General features: G+C 55.8%; 14 protein-coding genes. 4 read left to right on the top strand and 10 right to left on the bottom strand.

Translation table 11 applies throughout. The features are described 5' to 3' along the window. Nucleotides 1–2 precede the first annotated feature (2 nt). The 5 genes from ACG98I_RS05300 to dnaK all read right to left on the bottom strand — a co-directional run bounded on the left by ACG98I_RS05300 (nt 3) and on the right by dnaK (nt 6,167). Nucleotides 3–1,523 (bottom strand): aldehyde dehydrogenase family protein, encoded by a 1,521-nt coding sequence (locus ACG98I_RS05300; RefSeq protein WP_394719119.1) that lies wholly within the window; start codon nt 1,521–1,523, stop codon nt 3–5. Nucleotides 1,524–1,867: 344 nt separating this feature from the next. After that, nucleotides 1,868–2,269 carry a heat shock protein transcriptional repressor HspR gene (locus ACG98I_RS05295; RefSeq protein ID WP_394719121.1) on the bottom strand — a complete coding sequence of 134 codons (402 nt, stop codon included), beginning with the start codon at nt 2,267–2,269 and terminating at the stop codon, nt 1,868–1,870. An 11-nt stretch (nt 2,270–2,280) separates the two neighbouring features. After that, complete coding sequence (gene dnaJ / locus ACG98I_RS05290) at nt 2,281–3,462, bottom strand: molecular chaperone DnaJ (RefSeq protein ID WP_394719122.1); 1,182 nt, start codon at nt 3,460–3,462, stop codon at nt 2,281–2,283. A gap of 138 nt (nt 3,463–3,600) precedes the next feature. Further along, entirely contained in the window at nt 3,601–4,296 is a 696-nt protein-coding gene (gene grpE, locus ACG98I_RS05285) for a nucleotide exchange factor GrpE (protein ID WP_394719124.1), read from the bottom strand. After that, complete coding sequence (gene dnaK / locus ACG98I_RS05280) at nt 4,296–6,167, bottom strand: molecular chaperone DnaK (protein ID WP_394719125.1); 1,872 nt, start codon at nt 6,165–6,167, stop codon at nt 4,296–4,298. Before dnaK ends, grpE begins: the two co-directional genes overlap by 1 nt. 937 nt (nt 6,168–7,104) lie before the next feature. On the opposite strand from dnaK, the gene ACG98I_RS05275 reads away from it, so the two are divergent. Further along, complete coding sequence (locus tag ACG98I_RS05275; RefSeq protein ID WP_394719127.1) at nt 7,105–10,560, top strand: bifunctional proline dehydrogenase/L-glutamate gamma-semialdehyde dehydrogenase; 3,456 nt, start codon at nt 7,105–7,107, stop codon at nt 10,558–10,560. Here ACG98I_RS05275 and ACG98I_RS05270 read toward each other — a convergent pair. The 5 genes from ACG98I_RS05270 to ACG98I_RS05250 are packed head-to-tail and all read right to left on the bottom strand — an operon-like array spanning nt 10,557 to nt 15,509. After that, complete coding sequence (locus ACG98I_RS05270; protein ID WP_394719129.1) at nt 10,557–11,861, bottom strand: AI-2E family transporter; 1,305 nt, start codon at nt 11,859–11,861, stop codon at nt 10,557–10,559. The two genes, ACG98I_RS05275 and ACG98I_RS05270, sit on opposite strands and share 4 nt — an antisense overlap. After that, nucleotides 11,861–12,502, bottom strand: a complete 642-nt coding sequence (locus ACG98I_RS05265; protein ID WP_394719131.1) for a nucleosidase — start codon at nt 12,500–12,502, stop codon at nt 11,861–11,863. Before ACG98I_RS05265 ends, ACG98I_RS05270 begins: the two co-directional genes overlap by 1 nt. A 10-nt stretch (nt 12,503–12,512) precedes the next feature. Beyond that, a complete protein-coding gene (locus tag ACG98I_RS05260; RefSeq protein ID WP_394719133.1) occupies nt 12,513–13,781 on the bottom strand; it encodes a sulfate adenylyltransferase subunit 1 in 1,269 nt (422 codons plus the stop codon). Continuing rightward, on the bottom strand, nt 13,781–14,683 hold the full coding sequence (gene cysD / locus ACG98I_RS05255; protein WP_394719135.1) for a sulfate adenylyltransferase subunit CysD: 903 nt from the start codon (nt 14,681–14,683) through the stop codon (nt 13,781–13,783). The genes ACG98I_RS05260 and cysD overlap by 1 nt, the downstream gene beginning before the upstream one ends. A 43-nt stretch (nt 14,684–14,726) precedes the next feature. Continuing rightward, complete coding sequence (locus ACG98I_RS05250; protein WP_394719136.1) at nt 14,727–15,509, bottom strand: phosphoadenylyl-sulfate reductase; 783 nt, start codon at nt 15,507–15,509, stop codon at nt 14,727–14,729. A gap of 142 nt (nt 15,510–15,651) precedes the next feature. On the opposite strand from ACG98I_RS05250, the gene ACG98I_RS05245 reads away from it, so the two are divergent. Genes ACG98I_RS05245 through ACG98I_RS05235 form a run of 3 tightly spaced genes read left to right on the top strand, consistent with a single transcriptional unit; the run spans nt 15,652 to nt 17,810 of the window. Then, nucleotides 15,652–15,984 carry a ferredoxin gene (locus ACG98I_RS05245; protein ID WP_394719138.1) on the top strand — a complete coding sequence of 111 codons (333 nt, stop codon included), beginning with the start codon at nt 15,652–15,654 and terminating at the stop codon, nt 15,982–15,984. A 19-nt stretch (nt 15,985–16,003) separates the two neighbouring features. After that, nucleotides 16,004–16,561 (top strand): DUF1707 domain-containing protein, encoded by a 558-nt coding sequence (locus ACG98I_RS05240; protein WP_394719139.1) that lies wholly within the window; start codon nt 16,004–16,006, stop codon nt 16,559–16,561. A gap of 19 nt (nt 16,562–16,580) precedes the next feature. Next, the gene (locus ACG98I_RS05235; RefSeq protein ID WP_394719140.1) at nt 16,581–17,810 is read left to right on the top strand and encodes a pyridoxal phosphate-dependent aminotransferase; all 1,230 of its coding nucleotides are present in this window, start codon (nt 16,581–16,583) and stop codon (nt 17,808–17,810) included. Nucleotides 17,811–17,834: the final 24 nt, after the last annotated feature.

The following is a 17,834-nucleotide window of genomic DNA, read 5'->3' as shown; positions in this document are numbered from 1 at the left end:
GTTTAGAACAAGCCTGCTGGCTTCTCCGAGTAAGAGACGAGCATGTTCTTGGTCTCCTGGTAGTGAGACATCATCATCAGGTGATTCTCACGACCCAGGCCCGACTCCTTGTAGCCGCCGAAAGCGGAGTGCGCTGGGTAGACGTGGTAGTGGTTGACCCACACACGACCAGCCTGGATATCACGACCGGCACGGTAAGCGGTGTTTTGTCCACGAGTCCACACGCCGCCGCCAAGACCGAAGTTGGTGTCATTCGCGATCTTGATGGCTTCGTCATAGTCCTTGAAGGTGGCAACTGCCAGGACTGGTCCGAAGATCTCATCACGGAAGATCTTCATGTCATTGGTACCGCGGAAGACGGTTGGCTCAATGTAGTAACCGTTTTCCAGACCATCAACCTGATTGATGCCACCACCGATGAGGGTTTCTGCACCTTCAGCAGGACCGATCTCCAGGTAGGACTTAATCTTGTCCATCTGCTCCACAGAAGCCTGTGCACCCATCATGGTTTCAGTATCCAGCGGGTTACCAATCTTGATGGCTTTCACGCGCTCGATGGCGAGCTTGAGGAAGTCTTCAGCGATGTCCTCATGAATCAGAGCACGGGAAGGACAGGTACACACCTCGCCCTGGTTGAGTGCGAACATGGTGAAGCCCTCAACACACTTCTCCAGGAAGTCATCATCTTCATCCATGATGTCCTTGAAGAAGATGGATGGGGACTTGCCGCCCAGCTCCAAAGTGACAGGAATGATGCGCTCAGCGGTGTTCTTGTTAATCATCTTGCCCACTGGGGTGGAACCGGTGAACGCAATCTTCTTTATGCGCTCATTCGCGGTCAGACCCGCGCCTGCTTCATCTCCCAAGCCGTTGACGATGTTGAGGACACCCGCTGGAACAACATCAGCAATCTTTTCCATCAAGTACAGGATAGATGCTGGGGTCTGCTCCGCAGGCTTAAGCACGATGCAGTTACCGGTGGCCAGGGCTGGTGCAATCTTCCAGGTGGCCATCAAAATTGGGAAGTTCCAAGGAATGATCTGACCCACGACGCCGAGTGGCTCATAGAAGTGGTAAGCCACGGTGTCTTCATCAATCTGGGACAGGCGGCCTTCCTGTGCACGAAGCACGCCCGCGAAATAGCGGAAGTGGTCTACTGCCAGTGGGATATCCGCGGCAAGGGTCTCACGCACTGCCTTACCGTTTTCCCAGGTCTCAGCGACCGCGATTTCTTCCAGGTTTTCTTCGATGATGTCGGCGATGCGCAGCAGCACCAAAGAACGTTCTGCAGGTGAGGTCTTGCCCCAGGTCTCAAAAGCCTTTTCTGCGGCATCAACAGCCTTGTCAATGTCCGCTGCCTTACCGCGCGCGACCTGGCAGAACACTTCACCCGTAACCGGGCTGATGTTGTCCATGTACTCGCCGTCAACTGGTGCGACCCACTCGCCTCCGATGAAGTTGTCATAGCGTTCACGGAAATTGACGATAGACCCTTCGGTGCCAGGTTGTGCATAAACAGTCATGATTAGCCTCTCTTCGAATGCGCACATCACCACACATTCAGTAATGCGCGCCCCAATATGATTTGAACATGAACTACGTCACGTTTGCCACCATGCTAATACATGTTGAATGTTTAAGCCACGAAATTAGCAACACACCCCCATAGGACTTTCCTTGCCTTATCAATGCCCGTGGTACAGCTAGTTTTCCGGATATTTCCCCTTCGCAAAGACACCACCCCACCGACCCCGTCAGAACGAATCACGACTTAAACACCACTCAAACCACATACAAAGAGGGAAGGTCTCACACTCAGTTCAATTGCTGAGCGCGAGACCTTCCCTCTTACTATTAAATTTTTAATTTATGAATCGCTGTTGCGCCGGCGGCGCGGTTTCCACATCACCACGGACGTGGAGCGCGGCACGTGGACGAGCTCGCCACCACGCTGCCCGCGGGCTTCTGCCTGCGAACTACGCACTGCATGCAGTTCTTCGGCCAATGCATCACGCTCTTCGCGCAGACGGTCACACTCTTCAGTCAGCTCAATGATCGCCTTGATGCCGGCGAGGTTCACGCCGTCTTCTTGAGACAACTCTTGAATCTTGCGCAGCAAAGAAATATCGCGGTCCGAGTAGCGGCGCCCACCACCGGAAGTGCGCTCCGGGGTGACTAGGCCAAGACGGTCATAGGTACGCAGTGTTTGCGCGTGCATCCCTGCGCGTTCGGCAGCGACCGAAATGACATATAAGGTTTTCTCGCTCATCACTTAACCTCCTACGCATTCCCAGCCCAACCAGCGCGGGGATTGAATCCGGATTCTTTCTCCGCTTGGGCGTAGGTACGCAGTGCTGAAGATGCTGCCGCGTCCAGGTTGGATGGAACCTTCACTTGGACGGTCACCATTAGGTCACCAGCAGCGCCGCCGCGCTTGGGCACGCCACGGCCACGCACACGCAAGGTACGGCCATCAGGAGTACCAGCTGGCACCTTCACGCGCACTGGTGCATCCAGGGTTGGCACGTTGATGGTATCGCCTAAGGTCAGTTCTGAGAAGCTAACTGGCACGGTGACATGCAGGTCATCGCCCTCACGGGTAAAGACCTTGTCAGCCTTCACTTTCACCTTGACGAATAAGTCACCCGACGGAGTGCCGTTGGGGCCTGCTTCGCCTTGGCCGGCGAGGCGAACCTTTTGCCCATCAATCACACCGGCTGGGATACGTACCGTAATAGAACGGGTGCGGTGAACAGTGCCCTGGCCCTTACAATCATCACAAGGATCGGTTACTGCGCGGCCGGAACCACCACACACGGTACAAGGTGCGGAGAAGTTGAAGGTACCGCGGCTTTCACTAGAAAAGCCGGTGCCGCTACAGTTAGAACACGTGGTGGTCTTGCCAGATTTTGAACCAGAACCATGGCAAGTGGTACACGGTGCCTCACCGGAGAGCTGCAGTGGAATAGTGGTTCCCTTTGCAGCCTCACGGAATTCAAGGGTTACTTCCGTTTCGACGTCCGCCCCGCGCGACGGCCGAGCTGCGCGGCCGCCACCGCCACCGCGGTTGAAAACGCCACCGAAGATATCCCCAAAGCCACCGCTATCGCCTTGTCCAGACGCCCGGTTTCCGAAGATGTCGGAGAAGTCGAAGTCTTCTTGCGTCGTGCGAAACCCGCCGGGAAAGCCGGCGCCTCCTGACCTTCCGAATCCACCACCAGAGCGGACCATCTTGCGGAAGTTGTCATATTCGTTGCGTTCTTCCGGATCGCTCAGGACATCATATGCTTCAGCGGCCTTTTTAAAACGGTCTAGCTTCTCCGGATTATCCGGGTTGGTGTCCGGGTGGTTCTCGCGAGCAAGCTTGCGGTAACTACGTTTAATTTCATCTGCAGACGCGGATGAGGAGACCCCCAGATCCGCATAGTAATCTTTGTCTGCCCATTCAGGTTTTGCGCTCACTGGGCATCTCCTCCTTTCATGGAAGTTTAATAAAAGTCATGGTTAATAAAAGTTTTTAATCTAAATTAATTATGGAGTTATAACATCAAGACTAAAGGCGTCAGAGTACAAATTTCTACCCTGACGCCTTCATCCTTACTAGCTTTCTGACTCGGACGACTCCGGGTCAGCGATAATGACCATGGCATTGCGCACAAGCTTCTCGCCCACGCGGTAGCCGCGGCGAAGAACAGTTCCAACAACCTGTTCCCCACCGGAGGAAAGATCCTGAACTGCTTCGTGGATCTCCGGGTCGAACGCATCACCCTCAGCACCGAAAGCCTGAAGCTTCTGACCTTCCAAAGTGGAAGTGATCTTGTCAGCAATCGCCTTCAGTGGCCCCTCATTAAGGTCACCGTGCTGGCGTGCTAGATCCAAGTCATCCAGAATTGGCAAGAATTCTGCAATCACCTGACTCTTAGCAGCTTCGATCACTGCCTGGCGGTCACGCTCGGTGCGACGGCGGTAGTTGGTGTACTCAGCGTTGAGACGTTGAAGATCCTCAGTACGCTCAGCCAACTGCGCTTCGATATCGGAAACCTCGCCGTCACCGTCTGCATCAGGGTCTACGTTCGACAGGGTATCTTCAATCTCTGCTTCTACCTCTGGGTCCAGCTCAGGGCTAAACTGCGCTTCACCATCGGCAGCTGCTTCAAAGTTTTCATCCTTGACTGCATCTGCCTGGGCTTCCGACGCCTCCTCAGCCGCTGCCTCAGCACGGTCTGCAGAGGTTGCCTCAGGGTCAGTCTGCTCTGGGTCGCCGGGGTTCTCTGGCATTCCGTTTGGCTGAGTCATTACTTATCGCCATCCTTGTTCTCTGATGCATCAGCATCAGTGTTTGCAGCGTCGTCTTCGTCTACGACCTCAGCGTCAACAACGTTTGGGTCAGCGGATTCTGCGCCAGCGCCGCCCTCTGCGCCTTCTGCTGCCTGTGCTTCGTAGATCTGCTTGCCCATCTCCTGGGATTCAGTGGACAGCTTCTCTACTGCGGACTTAATTGCTTCGATGTCGTCGCCCTTGAGAGCTTCATCGACAGCATCTGCTGCTTCGGTGACCTTGGTCTTGGTTGCTTCATCGACCTTGTCGGAGTTCTCATCCAAGAACTTGCGGGTCTGGTAAGCAGTGTTCTCCGCGTTGTTGCGGGTCTCCTGCTCTTCACGACGCTTCTTATCTTCTTCAGCGTGTGCTTCTGCATCCTTGACCATGCGGTCGATCTCTTCCTGGGAAAGACCGGAACCGTCCTGGATCTTAATGGTGTTTTCCTTGCCAGTACCCTTGTCCTTTGCGGAAACGGAAACAATGCCGTTTGCGTCAATGTCGAAGGTGACCTCAATCTGAGGCATACCGCGAGGAGCTGGTGCGATACCGCCGAGCTCGAAAGAGCCAAGCAGCTTGTTGGCAGATGCCATCTCGCGCTCACCTTGGAAGACCTGAATCTGTACGGAAGGCTGGTTGTCTTCCGCGGTGGTGAAGGTTTCAGACTTCTTGGTTGGGATGGTGGTGTTGCGCTCAATCAGCTTGGTCATCACGCCACCCTTGGTTTCAATACCAAGAGACAGTGGGGTGACATCCAGCAGCAGAACGTCCTTAACTTCGCCGCGCAGAACGCCAGCCTGAAGTGCTGCACCTACTGCAACAACCTCGTCTGGGTTAACACCCTTATTTGGATCGCGGCCGGTCAATTCCTTGACCAGGTCAGAAACAGCTGGCATACGGGTGGAGCCACCGACCAGAACAACGTGGTCAATGTCGCCGACGGAAAGCTCAGCATCCTTGATGACCTGGTTGAATGGGCTCTTGGTGCGGTCCAGCAGATCCTGGGTGATGCGCTGGAACTCAGTGCGGGACAGAGTCTCATCCAAGAACAATGGGTTCTTGTCACCGTCAACGGTGATGTAAGGAAGGTTGATATTTGCCTGCTGGGAAGCGGACAGCTCAATCTTTGCCTTCTCTGCTGCCTCGCGCAGACGCTGCAGTGCCATCTTGTCCTTGGTCAGGTCGATGCCGTTGGAAGCCTTGAACTTCTCAACCAACCAGTCAACGATGCGCTGATCCCAGTCATCGCCACCAAGTGCGTTATCACCTGCGGTTGCCATAACTTCTACGACGCCGTCGCCGATTTCCAGCAAGGAAACGTCGAAGGTACCGCCGCCAAGGTCGAAGACCAAAATGGTCTGTTCCTTGTCGCCCTTTTCTAGGCCATAAGCCAGCGCCGCTGCGGTTGGCTCGTTAACAATACGCAGGACGTTCAGGCCTGCAATCTGGCCAGCTTCCTTGGTTGCCTGACGCTGTGCATCCTCGAAGTATGCAGGAACGGTAATAACTGCGTCGGTAACGTCCTCACCCAGGTAAGACTCAGCGTCGCGCTTCAGCTTCATCAGAGTACGAGCGGAAATTTCCTGGGAAGTGTACTTCTTATCATCAATATCTACAGTCCAGTCAGTACCAATGTGGCGCTTGACGGAGCGGATGGTGCGGTCAACGTTGGTGACAGCCTGGTTCTTAGCAGACTGACCGACGAGGATTTCGCCGTTCTTTGCAAAAGCGACAACAGATGGAGTGGTGCGTGCACCCTCCGAGTTAGCGATAACAGTTGCCTCGCCACCTTCCAGTACAGATACAACTGAGTTGGTGGTACCGAGGTCAATACCTACTGCGCGTCCCATAGTGATGTTCTCCTTCTAGCTTTGGGTTTTCATTTAAGTTGATTGTTAGTGACTCAACCTTCAATGAGCTACTCGCCCACTCTAACAGATCATTTTCTTTTATTGCCACAAACCTGAGCGTTGGTCACTCAATTAGTATAACTCCACCCGCCACAAAGTTATTCCTACCAGACTCAACTTTATCTAAAATGAATCCATTTCAGCAGGTAAATAGCTTAAAACTTTTTCAGAAATTTTAAGATTACAAGTACGTAACAGCTTTTCGACGTTCCCTACATCCGACATGAAATGGCCCACACAACGCCAAAAGCGGCCCAACAACTCCACAAAGTGAAGCGTAGGCCGCTCAAGTTTAGTTAACGTCAGAGTCGTCAGCGCCGCGACTACGAAGGGGGCAAATTTTCTGGCGTAACCCAAAACCTCTCACCCCCGTTTAACAATTCGAATTCATACATGGCCGCCCTACGACCCATGGAGAGCCTGCAATAGCACAAAGAGCACGGTGCTCGGAGGCGACCGTGCGCCCAACCTCTTTCGCTACCCGGTCGTGAGCCCCTCCGACCAGTTTCGAACTGGGATTCACCATCCCGACAAGGGCTACCTTTAGCCCCGCTTACCCCCTTGCCGGTTCTCCCGAGGTAGTCCAAACGCTGTGTTCAACGCGAAATTCAAAGTTGTGAAAGAATGGGGCCAGCGATTAAAAATGGCTAAATTGAAGCCTTAGTTACTTAATTCAGTTTCATAGATCTACGTCACATATGTAGGATTGCTGGACAATACATCAATCCTTGAATTTGAGGGGTGAGAGTTGAACACAGAGCTCTTGCGCAAGCGCCGCGCTAGTGACCGTCCGCCGGTCAAAAGTTGATAGAAATCTGCTCTGTTTTCACTCCAAAGGCTTAATTGCTCTCTCCCGTCTAAATTTAAGGACCTTCTTATGACTTCCCCTGCACACACACGCTTGCCCGAGTCCGATGATGTGGAAAGCGTTGTAGACGCTGCCGCCCAACGCGCACGCAAGTGGCTCTCTGCTACTGAGGGCGAACATGACCCAGCAACCGAACAGCTTGCTGATTTGTTGCGCGATAAAGATGGTGTTGCTTTCACCATGGACTTCGTGGACCGCGTCATGCGTCCTGAAGATGACAAGGTCGCAGCGGATGCGCTGCAGACCATCACGAAGAAGTTCGACCCTGCCTTCCTGGGTCGCGTCAATGGTGCCCTGATTGGTTTGGGCGGTTTCTTCGGACCTATTCTCCCTAACCTTGTGATGCCGCTTGCACGTCTACGCATGCGGCAGATGGTGGGCCACTTGGTCCTGGATGCAGAGTCAGACAAGTTGGATAAGACCCTGGAAAAGGCTGCTGAATCAGGTGAACAGCTCAACCTCAACCTGCTGGGTGAGGCCGTCTTGGGCGAAGATGAGGCACGCTCCCGTGCCGAGCGCACTCTCGCGCTGATTCGCAATCCGTTGGTGACCTATGTGTCAGTGAAAGCATCTTCCATGGTGGCGCAGCTGAACCCGTGGGATATTGAAGGCTCCCTGGTACGTCTTAAAGAGCGTCTCATGCCGCTCTATGAAGAAGCCGTCAAGCGCACTCCAGGGGTCTTCATCAACCTGGACATGGAGGAATACCATGACCTGCACCTGACCATTCGCTTGTTTAAGGAATTGCTCAGCGAGCCTCAGTTTAAGGACCTGAAAGCGGGCATCGTACTGCAGGCCTACCTGCCTGATACTTTCGATTATCTGGTTGAACTCGCGGAATTCGCCAAGGAGCGCGTGGCGAATGGCGGCGCGCCCATCAAGATTCGCTTCGTAAAGGGCGCGAACCTCTCCATGGAGCACGTCCAGGGCGAGGTCCATGGCTGGCCAGTTGCCACCTACTTGACCAAAGATGAGGTAGACGCCAACTACTACCGCCTGCTGGACTACATTCTGCGCCCAGAATTCCAGGACTCAGTGCACATTGGTGTGGCCACCCACAACCTATACACCGCTGGACTCGCGTATGAACTGGGCAAAAAGCGCGGTGTGCTCGACATGATGGATTCGGAGATGCTCCAAGGCATGTCCCCATCACAGCAGGCTGCAGTGCGTGAGATGTTCGGGGACCAGATTCTGTACACCCCGGTTGTGCACATGGAAGACTTCGACGTCGCCGTGTCTTACCTGGTGCGCCGCTTGGAGGAGAACTCTGCAGAGCAGAACTTCCTCTACGCGCTCTTTGCACCGGATGTTGCGGACGAAGACAACCTCACACCGCTGCAGCGTCAGGAAAAGGTGTTCCGCGAGGCCGTTGCTAACCGATGGTCCGCATTTGCCGGTCCTCGCCGCGGCCAGAACCGTCTGGACGAAGATGGCCGTCAGGCACCGAAGATCGGCCGCTTCGTCAATGAACCTGATACTGACCCAGCGTTGATGTCCAACCGTGAGTGGGCGCTGCAGGCATTGGCCAATAACCCCGGTGAGCACGGAATCACGGAGGTCACCGACGTAGATGTGGTCAATGAGGCTGTGGCCAAGGCGGACAAGTTTGGCGCGGATTGGGGCAGCCGCACCGCGGAAGAGCGCGCGCGGGTTTTGGAAGCCATTGGTGATGAACTTGCACGTCGCCGCGGTGACCTGATTTCCGTCGCTGCGTATGAAGCAAATAAGACCGTGACTCAAACTGACCCAGAGGTTTCTGAGGCCATTGACTTCTGTGTCTACTACGCCCACTCAGCGCGCGCACTAGAGCAGGCTCGTTCACAGTTCACCCCACACCAGGTCACCGTAGTGACCCCACCATGGAACTTCCCTATTGCGATTCCAACCGGCGGCATGATGGCGGCACTCGCAGCGGGTTCCGCGGTCATCATCAAGCCAGCACCGCAGGTGGTGCACTGTGCCAAAGTCGTGGTGGAAGCAATCCACACGGTCTTTGAGGCGCAGGGTCTGGATAAGGACTTGGTGCAGCTGGTCTACACCGATGAAGGTGATGCCGGTAAAGCACTGATGTCACATGAGGACGTTGATAACGTTATCCTCACCGGCGCATCCGACACCGGTCAGCTCTTCCGCTCCTGGCGCCCAGAGATGAACCTTTCAGCAGAGACCTCCGGCAAGAATGCGCTGATCATTACTCCGGCCGCTGACCCAGACTTGGCGATTGATGACCTGTACAACTCCGCCTTCGGTCACTCTGGCCAGAAGTGTTCTGCGGCATCGCTAGTCATCTTTGTTGGTGCGGCTGGAGAGTCCGACCGCCTGCGCAACCAGCTGCTTGATGCCGTACGCACGCTGAAGGTCGGCCCAGGCTACAAGGTAGAAACCACCATGAATGGTCTGGCTGAAAAGCCAAGCGATAAGCTCATGCGCGGTCTCACCCAGCTGGAGCCAGGTGAGAAATGGCTAATTAAGCCAGAGCAGCTCAATGAAGAAGGCACCCTCTGGTCCCCAGGCGTGCGCGATAACGTGCAGCCAGGTTCCTGGTACCACCTCAACGAGTGCTTCGGCCCAGTCCTGGGCATCATGCACGCGGACACCCTCGAGGAAGCAATTGAGTGGCAAAACTCCACTGGCTTCGGTCTGACCGGCGGCATCCACTCGCTCGATGATGAAGAGCTGCGTTACTGGATTGATCATGTTGAGGTCGGCAACGCCTATGTCAACCGCGGCATTACCGGCGCGATTGTTCAGCGTCAGTCCTTCGGTGGCTGGAAGAAGTCCGTCATGGGTCCAGGCGCTAAGGCCGGCGGACCAAACTATGTCGCGCAATTCGGTGAATGGGCAGATGGTGAGCTCAGCGCCCTCGACGTCGATATCACCCCGAAGGTCACCACGGCGCTGCGCGCTCTCACTGACCGCGCTGAATCGAAGCTGAGCAACGATGACATCTCCTGGCTGTGGCGCGCTGCCGAACTGGACCAGCTGGCATGGCAAACCGAGTTCGGCCGTGAGCATGACCGCACGGGGCTCATCGCGGAGGCCAATGTCTTCCGCTACCGTCCGCTGCTCGATACCCTGCGTATTCGCGTGACCGATGGCTTCAAGCTGCGCGATCTGCTGCGCCAGAAGCTCGCAGCCCTGCGCGCGGGTGCGGACATTCGTATCTCCGCGCCACTCGAGGTGTCAAAGCAGCTGACTGAGGCTGGCGTTCGCGTCCATACTCAGACGACCGCTGAGTTCGCAGCCGAGGTCGCACACGCGGAGTCAACCCGTGTTCGCGCGATCGGCCGCGTGGAATCGGCAGTCTATGAGGCAGCCGTGAAGTCCAACTCCGTAGTGCTGGCGCAGCCGGTGCTTGCCGATGGCCGCCGTGAAATGCTCCCATTCCTTCTGGAGCAAGCAGTGTCAATCACCATGCACCGCTTCGGAATCATCCGAAGCGTGGCAGGTATTGAACGTTAAGAACCCATAGCTTCAAAGAGCTTACGCACCCTGGCGCGCGGTGAATCCTCTGGATCATCACCCGCGACACCGGTGCGTATTTCTATGTCTTCAGGGGTAATTTCTTTCGCCCGCAAAGACACCATCTCTGCGTGGTAGCGCAGAACAACCGCGATGGTCGCCGCAACTGGCACGGCCAGGAATGCACCGATAATACCGGCGAGCGTGGAACCAATGGTGACCGACAGCAGCACGATGGCTGCGTGCAAGCCCATCGCCTTTGACTGCAGGATTGGCTGCAGGACATTGCCTTCCACCTGCTGAACAATAAGGATCAGCGCGAGTACCAACAGCGCATTGGTGAAACCATTGGATACCAGCGCGATAATCACAGCCAGTGCACCGGCAGCAACCGCACCGATAATCGGAATGAAACCAGCGAAGAAGGTGATAACTGCCAGAACGAATGCCAGTGGCACCTGCAGCGCCCACAATCCCAAACCGATAAAGAGCGCATCGACGAATGCGACAGCGGCCTGCGCCTGAATGAAGCCCGCGAGGGTCTTCCAGACGCGGGTGAAAAGCTCGGTGATATGCCAGCCGATAGATGGGCCGGTGAATTTACGCATCCATGGCAAGAAATTATCGCCATCCTTCAGAATGAAGAAGGAAATAATAAACATCACGAATACCGTCACCAGTACGGATGATGCCGCAGAGGCACCAGAGATCACGCCGGAGGCAATCGACGACATCTGACCTTGAAGGAAACTCGTGGCATCTGAGATCAGCTGATCAATCTGTGCTGCGTCGATATTAAATGGCAGGTCTTCGACCATGACCAGTAATTGATCTACGCCTTCTTCAGCTTGGGTCCATAGTTGTGAGCCCTGGCGTGAGATCACTGGCCCCATCGCGGTGAAGACACCGACGATGACCAGCAGCAGACCCAGCAGCGTGGAAATCGCTGCCAGTGCCGGTGGGAATTTCCAGCCGCGCAGCTTAGCAGCGACCGGTGCCAACACCGAAGAAAGCAGCAGCGCCAAGATGACTGGCAAAAGTCCGACCCAAATGAAGTACAAAATGACGCCGGCAACACCGAGAGCTGCCACGATAACAATAAAACGCCAGGAAAGACTCGTCACCGCACGGGCGTCCTTTGCCATGACCTTCGCTTTTTCATCGATGGCAGAATCACCCATCGAATCATCTACGATTCCTTGGCCGACTTCGCCTTGTTCAGCAGAAACCAGCTTGTGCTCCGAAGAAGATTCTTTCGTTGACTCTTCATCAGCGGAGTTATGTGATTGTTTATCCGACATTAGTCTTCCAATAATCCAAGCTCACCCAGCGCAGTGTAGAGCTGGCGAGCGCCTTGAGGCACGGCCTGTGCCCAGGATTCTTCCGCAACTTCATCCGCGGAATCTGAAATTTGCTTGAGCAGCGTAACGGGTACGCCAAAGAGCCCACAGGTTGCTGCCACGGCGTAGCCCTCCATGTCGCACAGCGAAGATTCCTTCGCCAGGCGCGCACGAGTTTGGCCATCGCCCACGAATTGGTCGCCTGTTGCCAGACCTGCGGTGGGCAGGCGGCCAGAGGTCTTCAATTCGATGGCATCGGGAAGCAAGTATTGCCCAATACCTGAGTGGTCCTCGAGGAAGAAGTCATGCTTGACCACGCGGTCCACCTCATAGACACCCAGTAGGCCATCACGCAATGCACCCGCGGTACCAACGTTGACCACGCGTGCCGGCATCGCATTTTGTGCCTGCGCACGCGCCAAGACGGTAGACAAAGAAATCGCCGCCGGCAGCGTACCGATGCCCGTGATCAACAGCGGCACATTATCCGGCAACCGATCAGCTTCACCATGTACGGCGGCGACGAAAAGGGTGCGGCCAGCCAGGCTCTCTCCGGAGACCAGCTGACCGACATTATATTTATCAACAGTGTGTTCGCTCATGAACACCAGACTATCGCAGACGATGCCCAATCAGCCCGGCAGCAAGCGTATTTCCTGTCGAAGGGTCAATCACCAAGAAATTACCGACTGCACCGCGTGCAGCATAATCCTCGACTGGCAGCTCTTCCGCCACATCGATGGTGATGTGCGCGATGTCATTGAGCGTCACCTTCTCGGGTGCCTCGACGTCATCAGCAACGTTGTCGAGGTCCAGCACGCGCTCAATCGCCGTGATGCGGCCCTTGACCAGCTTGGTGCCATAGCGAATCTTCAGCATCGGACCTGCCTGCAGATCCTTCTCCGTCAGCGCCACCACGGTCGCTTCGAAAGAACGCACCGATTCCGGGCGCTGTGGACCAGAAATCAGGTCACCGCGCGCCAGGTCGATGTCATCGGCCAAGCGCAGCACCACGGAATCGCCATTGGTGGCGGACTCTGCTGGCTCTGGGCGGTCAATATGGGTCACGGTCGTGGTGCGACCGCCATCGAGGTAGACGGTGTCGCCCACGCTGACCGAACCTGCCTCAATGCGTCCCGCATAGCCGCGGTAGTCGGTGGCATGCTCACGGATGACGTACTGGATCGGCAGACGGAAGTCATGCTCGGTCGCGCGGCCACGTGCTACCTCGAAGGATTCGAGCAGCTCCAGAACGGTTGGTCCTGGGTACCACGGCATGTGCTCTGATGGCTCCACGACGTTATCGCCGCGCAGCGCCGAGATTGGCACAGCGTGAGTATCAGCAATACCCAGGCGGGTAGCCACGGAAGTGAACTCTGCTTCAATGTCGCGGAAGACCTGCTCGGAGTAGTCCACCAAGTCAATCTTGTTCACGCCCAGGATTACGTGCTTTACGCCCAGCAGCGCAGCCACATTCAGGTGGCGGCGGGTCTGCTCCACGACACCGTGTCGGGCGTCAATGAGCACAACAACCACCTGTGAGGTGGACATGCCGGTAACCGTATTGCGGGTGTACTGCACATGCCCTGGGGTATCAGCCAAGATGAAGGTGCGCTTATCAGTTGCGAAGTAGCGGTATGCCACGTCGATGGTGATGCCCTGCTCGCGCTCAGCACGCAGGCCATCGACCAGCAGCGAAAGGTCCAGGCCATCAAAGCCGCGGTCCTTTGAGGACTGCTCCATGGATTCCAGCTGGTCAGCTAGAACTGACTTCGTATCATGCAGAAGGCGGCCCACGAAAGTGGACTTGCCGTCATCGACGCTGCCGGCGGTGCACAGGCGCAGGGTCTCGCGGGTTTTTAGGTTTGCTACCGTGCTCATCAGAAATAGCCTTCTTTCTTGCGATCTTCCATGGCAGATTCGGACAGCTTGTCATCTGCACGCGTTGCACCGCGCTCAGACAGAGTCGAGATAGAAATCTCTGCCAAGATCTCATCTGGGGTAGACGCGGTGGATTCCACAGCACCGGTGCAGGACATATCGCCGACGGTGCGGTAGCGCACGGTCTTGAGCTCTAGGGTCTCGCCCTCCTTTGGGCCGCCCCACTCACCTGGTGAGAGCCACATGCCATTGCGGTTAAAGAGCTCGCGCTGGTGCGAGTAGTAGATCTCTGGCAGGCGCAGATTGCGTGCACCGATGTATTCCCAGATATCCGCTTCGGTCCAGTTGGAGATGGGGAAGACACGAATATTTTCGCCGGCCATCTTGCCGCCGTTGTACAAGTCCCACAGCTCAGGACGCTGACGGCGTGGATCCCAACCGCCGAAAGAGTCACGCACGGAGAAGATGCGCTCCTTGGCACGAGCACGCTCTTCATCGCGGCGCGCACCACCCAAAACGGCGTCATAGCCGCGCTCAGCGATGGTTTCTACCAGCGGCACAGACTGCAGCGGGTTACGGGTGCCATCAGGGCGCTCCTGCAAATCACCACGGTCAATCCAATCCTGGACCTTGGCTACGTGCAGGCGCGCACCGGTTTCTTCCACCAGCGAGTCGCGGAACTCAATAACCTCTGGGAAGTTGTGTCCGGTATCAACGTGCACCAGTTCAAAAGGCACGGTCTGTGGCAAGAAAGCCCGGCGCGCGAGCTCAAAGACTACTACTGAGTCTTTACCGCCGGAAAATAACAGGCCGACTTTGTCGAATTGGCCAGCCACTTCGCGCAGGATGTGAATGGATTCATTCTCCAAATCCTGCAAGTGTGGCGAAAGCGTGTCAGTCATATAACTACTTGATCCTTTTCTAAATTTTATCCGTGCAATCGCACTATTCGTGAAGTCCGCACTCGGTCTTGCCATCAGCAAATACGCGGCCGGAGCGCGCATCTTCACCGTCACCGACTGGGAAAGTCACTGGAGCGCAGCCAATAGAACGGTAGCCTTGCAAGGTCAATGGGTGGATCACCAGGTCTTCTTCCGCGATGTAGCGGTCGGTGTCTTCTAGATCCCAGGTAATAATTGGGGAAATCTTCAACCGTCCGGTGCGGTCCAGGCTCAGCGCTGGCGCCGTGGCGCGGTGCTCAGAGTCGGCGCGGCGCAGGCCGGTAACCCAGCCCACGTATTCATCCATCGCCATGTTCAGTGGCTCGACTTTGCGCATGCGGTTATATGCCGCCAGATCCCAGCTGTACATGCGGGGACCGTAGACCTCATCTTGTTCTTCAGGGCTCAGCAGCGGCTTGATGCGCTTGAGCGGCAGTTGCGGGTAGCGCTTTTCAACGGCATCCGCAGTTTCCAGGGTCTCTGGGAAGTGGAAGCCGGTATCAATAAAAAGCAGGTCCGCATCTGCGCCAGCCTTGGCAGCCAATTCCGCGAGCACCGTATTTTCCATTGACATGGTCACCGCAATCCGGCCAGGCGCATATTCTGCTGCCCAGGCCATGATGTCGGTCGCGGAGGCATCGTAAAGCTTATCTGCCCACTGCTCCACCAACTCCTCGTTGGTTTTGGCAATCTCAGGCGAAAGCGGCGCGGTATCCCGCGTGCCTTCGGGGCTTTGCGATGCATCCTTGTAATTCTTGCCCGCATTAAGTAGGTCTGTCATGCCCATTACTTTAAGCGGCTCAACCTAATTGTTCATCCCGTTGAGAGCTATATCGCCCTGAGCCGCACTTTTAGGAAGAATAAATATCTCGCCAAAGTGAAACACTTGGTCTACTTTATTAGACAAAGCAGTCTATTTGGGAGGAATTATGACCCGCGTATCCATCATCGGCTCCGCCGCAGCCAGCCTTGAAACCGCCGAGCACTTAATCCGTGCCGGCATGAAAGTTAGCCTCTTCACCGAAGAGCCCGCACCGTTCGGATTGCTCAATAACTGCCCCGATGGCGCCGCTTTGAAGCTTATTGGCAACATCCGTATTGGCGAGGATGTCACTATGGATGAAATCCTGCACGATGACGCCGAAGCCCTATTGCGCGCACGCGGAGTAGCCTTTACTACCTTCAGCGTTGGCTGCCCCGATAATCCCATCGATTGGGCATTGGTGCACGACCGCGCAAGTAAGGTACCGGTCTGCTTCTAACCGTATACTTAAAGGCACGATGAATGATAAGAAGATCCGGCTTTCAGATTCAGACCGCAATGACGCCATGAATCAGCTTGCCCGCGCCGTCGGCGAGGGCCGATTGAGCATGGAAGAATTCGAAGACCGCTCCGATGATGTCATGCGTGCAACCTATGGCGCTGACCTCGTGCCAGTCCTGCGGGATATCCCCGCGCAGCGCAATACGGACATCAAGGAATTTTCTCGCACCGATATTGAACGCCTGCGCAAAGATGGCCAAAAGACGCGGCTGGGCATCGCGCTGATTACTTCCCTCGTGGGCATCGCTGCAGGGCCATTTACCATCGTCGCCTCTGGCGCTAGCTTTGCCGGCATCGGCTTGGGCCTGCTTTTCCTCCTGGCAGTACCCACCATCTGGATTTTGCTTTATGTCATGAAGGTCGGCCCTGATTCCTGGCACACGCCTTCCCTGCGTCAGCTGGAGAACCAACGCAAACGCGAATTGGGCTCTAAACGCAAAGAGACGCTGAATCAATTAACTGACGACGCACTGGGAATCGCCCAAAAGCAACTATCTAAGTGGAATAAGAAGTAGATATGGCAGAATATTCTGCATGACTTCTCCACGACTTCGTATCCTTGACCAAGCCGACAAACTACGCAACGTCGCGTATGACATCCGCGGCGAGGTCTCCCAGGAGGCGGAGCGGATGGAAATGGACGGCAACCGCATCCTGCGCCTAGACACCGGTAACCCGGCGCTCTTCGGCTTCGATGCGCCCGATGTCATCATGCGCGACATGATCGCAGCATTGCCAACCGCACAGGGCTACTCCACTTCCAAAGGCATTGTGTCTGCGCGCCGGGCTATCTACACCCGCTATGAGCTCGAGGACTTCCCAGCTTTTGATATCAATGATGTCTACCTGGGCAATGGCGTATCTGAGCTCATCATGATGACCATGCAAGCATTGCTTTCCGATGGCGATGAGGTACTCATCCCTGCGCCTGACTACCCACTGTGGACCGCTGCAACCTCGCTGTCAGGCGGCACACCAGTGCACTACGTCTGCGATGAGGAAGATGACTGGAATCCGTCCATTGAGGACATCGAATCCAAGATTACTGACCGCACTAAGGCGATTGTGGTCATCAACCCGAATAACCCCACCGGCGCCGTGTACTCACGTGAGGTACTCGAACGTATCGCTGAGGTTGCACGCCGGCACTCGCTGCTGGTCTTGGCGGATGAAATCTATGACCGCATCCTCTATGACGGTGTGCAGCACATTTCCATGGCCTCACTCGTGCCGGACCTGTTGTGTATTACCTACAACGGCCTGTCCAAGGCTTATCGCGTAGCAGGTTACCGCGCTGGCTGGATGGTTCTCACCGGCCCGAAACAGCACGCTGCCGGTTTCATCGAGGGCCTCGATCTCATGGCTGGCACACGCCTGTGCCCGAACGTGCCCGCACAGCACGCGATCCAGGTCGCACTCGGCGGGAAGCAGTCCATTTATGAGCTCACCGCGGAAACCGGTCGCCTCCACCAGCAGCGCGATATCACTTTTGAAAAGCTCAATGAGATCCCTGGTGTTTCCGTGACCAAGGCTCAGGGCGCTCTCTATGCGTTCCCACGCTTGGACCCTAATGTCTATGAGATTCATGATGACGCCAAGCTCATGCTAGATATCCTGCGTTCTGAGAAGATTCTCATGGTCCAAGGCACCGGCTTTAACTGGCCGGCTACTGACCACTTCCGCATTGTCACCCTGCCATGGGCATCCCAGCTCGAAGAGGCCATCGAGCGCCTGGGAAACTTCCTGGTCAGCTACAAGCAGTAAACCCATCACGCATCCCTAGTCTGC

The sequence above is a fragment of the Corynebacterium sp. L4757 genome (assembly GCF_043673995.1).
Classification (GTDB): Bacteria; Actinomycetota; Actinomycetes; order Mycobacteriales; family Mycobacteriaceae; genus Corynebacterium.
Note: the sequence above shows the minus strand (reverse complement) of the source record. Positions and strands in the feature narration are given on the sequence as shown.

What these genes read in the sequence shown, in the direction of transcription:
- ACG98I_RS05300 (WP_394719119.1), bottom strand. Translation starts at nt 1,523, where the DNA reads ATGACTGTTTATGCACAACCTGGCACCGAAGGGTCTATCGTCAATTTC.
- ACG98I_RS05295 (WP_394719121.1), bottom strand. Translation starts at nt 2,269, where the DNA reads ATGAGCGAGAAAACCTTATATGTCATTTCGGTCGCTGCCGAACGCGCA.
- grpE (WP_394719124.1), bottom strand. Translation starts at nt 4,296, where the DNA reads ATGACTCAGCCAAACGGAATGCCAGAGAACCCCGGCGACCCAGAGCAG.
- dnaK (WP_394719125.1), bottom strand. Translation starts at nt 6,167, where the DNA reads ATGGGACGCGCAGTAGGTATTGACCTCGGTACCACCAACTCAGTTGTA.
- ACG98I_RS05275 (WP_394719127.1), top strand. Translation starts at nt 7,105, where the DNA reads ATGACTTCCCCTGCACACACACGCTTGCCCGAGTCCGATGATGTGGAA.
- ACG98I_RS05270 (WP_394719129.1), bottom strand. Translation starts at nt 11,861, where the DNA reads ATGTCGGATAAACAATCACATAACTCCGCTGATGAAGAGTCAACGAAA.
- ACG98I_RS05265 (WP_394719131.1), bottom strand. Translation starts at nt 12,502, where the DNA reads ATGAGCGAACACACTGTTGATAAATATAATGTCGGTCAGCTGGTCTCC.
- ACG98I_RS05260 (WP_394719133.1), bottom strand. Translation starts at nt 13,781, where the DNA reads ATGAGCACGGTAGCAAACCTAAAAACCCGCGAGACCCTGCGCCTGTGC.
- cysD (WP_394719135.1), bottom strand. Translation starts at nt 14,683, where the DNA reads ATGACTGACACGCTTTCGCCACACTTGCAGGATTTGGAGAATGAATCC.
- ACG98I_RS05250 (WP_394719136.1), bottom strand. Translation starts at nt 15,509, where the DNA reads ATGGGCATGACAGACCTACTTAATGCGGGCAAGAATTACAAGGATGCA.
- ACG98I_RS05245 (WP_394719138.1), top strand. Translation starts at nt 15,652, where the DNA reads ATGACCCGCGTATCCATCATCGGCTCCGCCGCAGCCAGCCTTGAAACC.
- ACG98I_RS05240 (WP_394719139.1), top strand. Translation starts at nt 16,004, where the DNA reads ATGAATGATAAGAAGATCCGGCTTTCAGATTCAGACCGCAATGACGCC.
- ACG98I_RS05235 (WP_394719140.1), top strand. Translation starts at nt 16,581, where the DNA reads ATGACTTCTCCACGACTTCGTATCCTTGACCAAGCCGACAAACTACGC.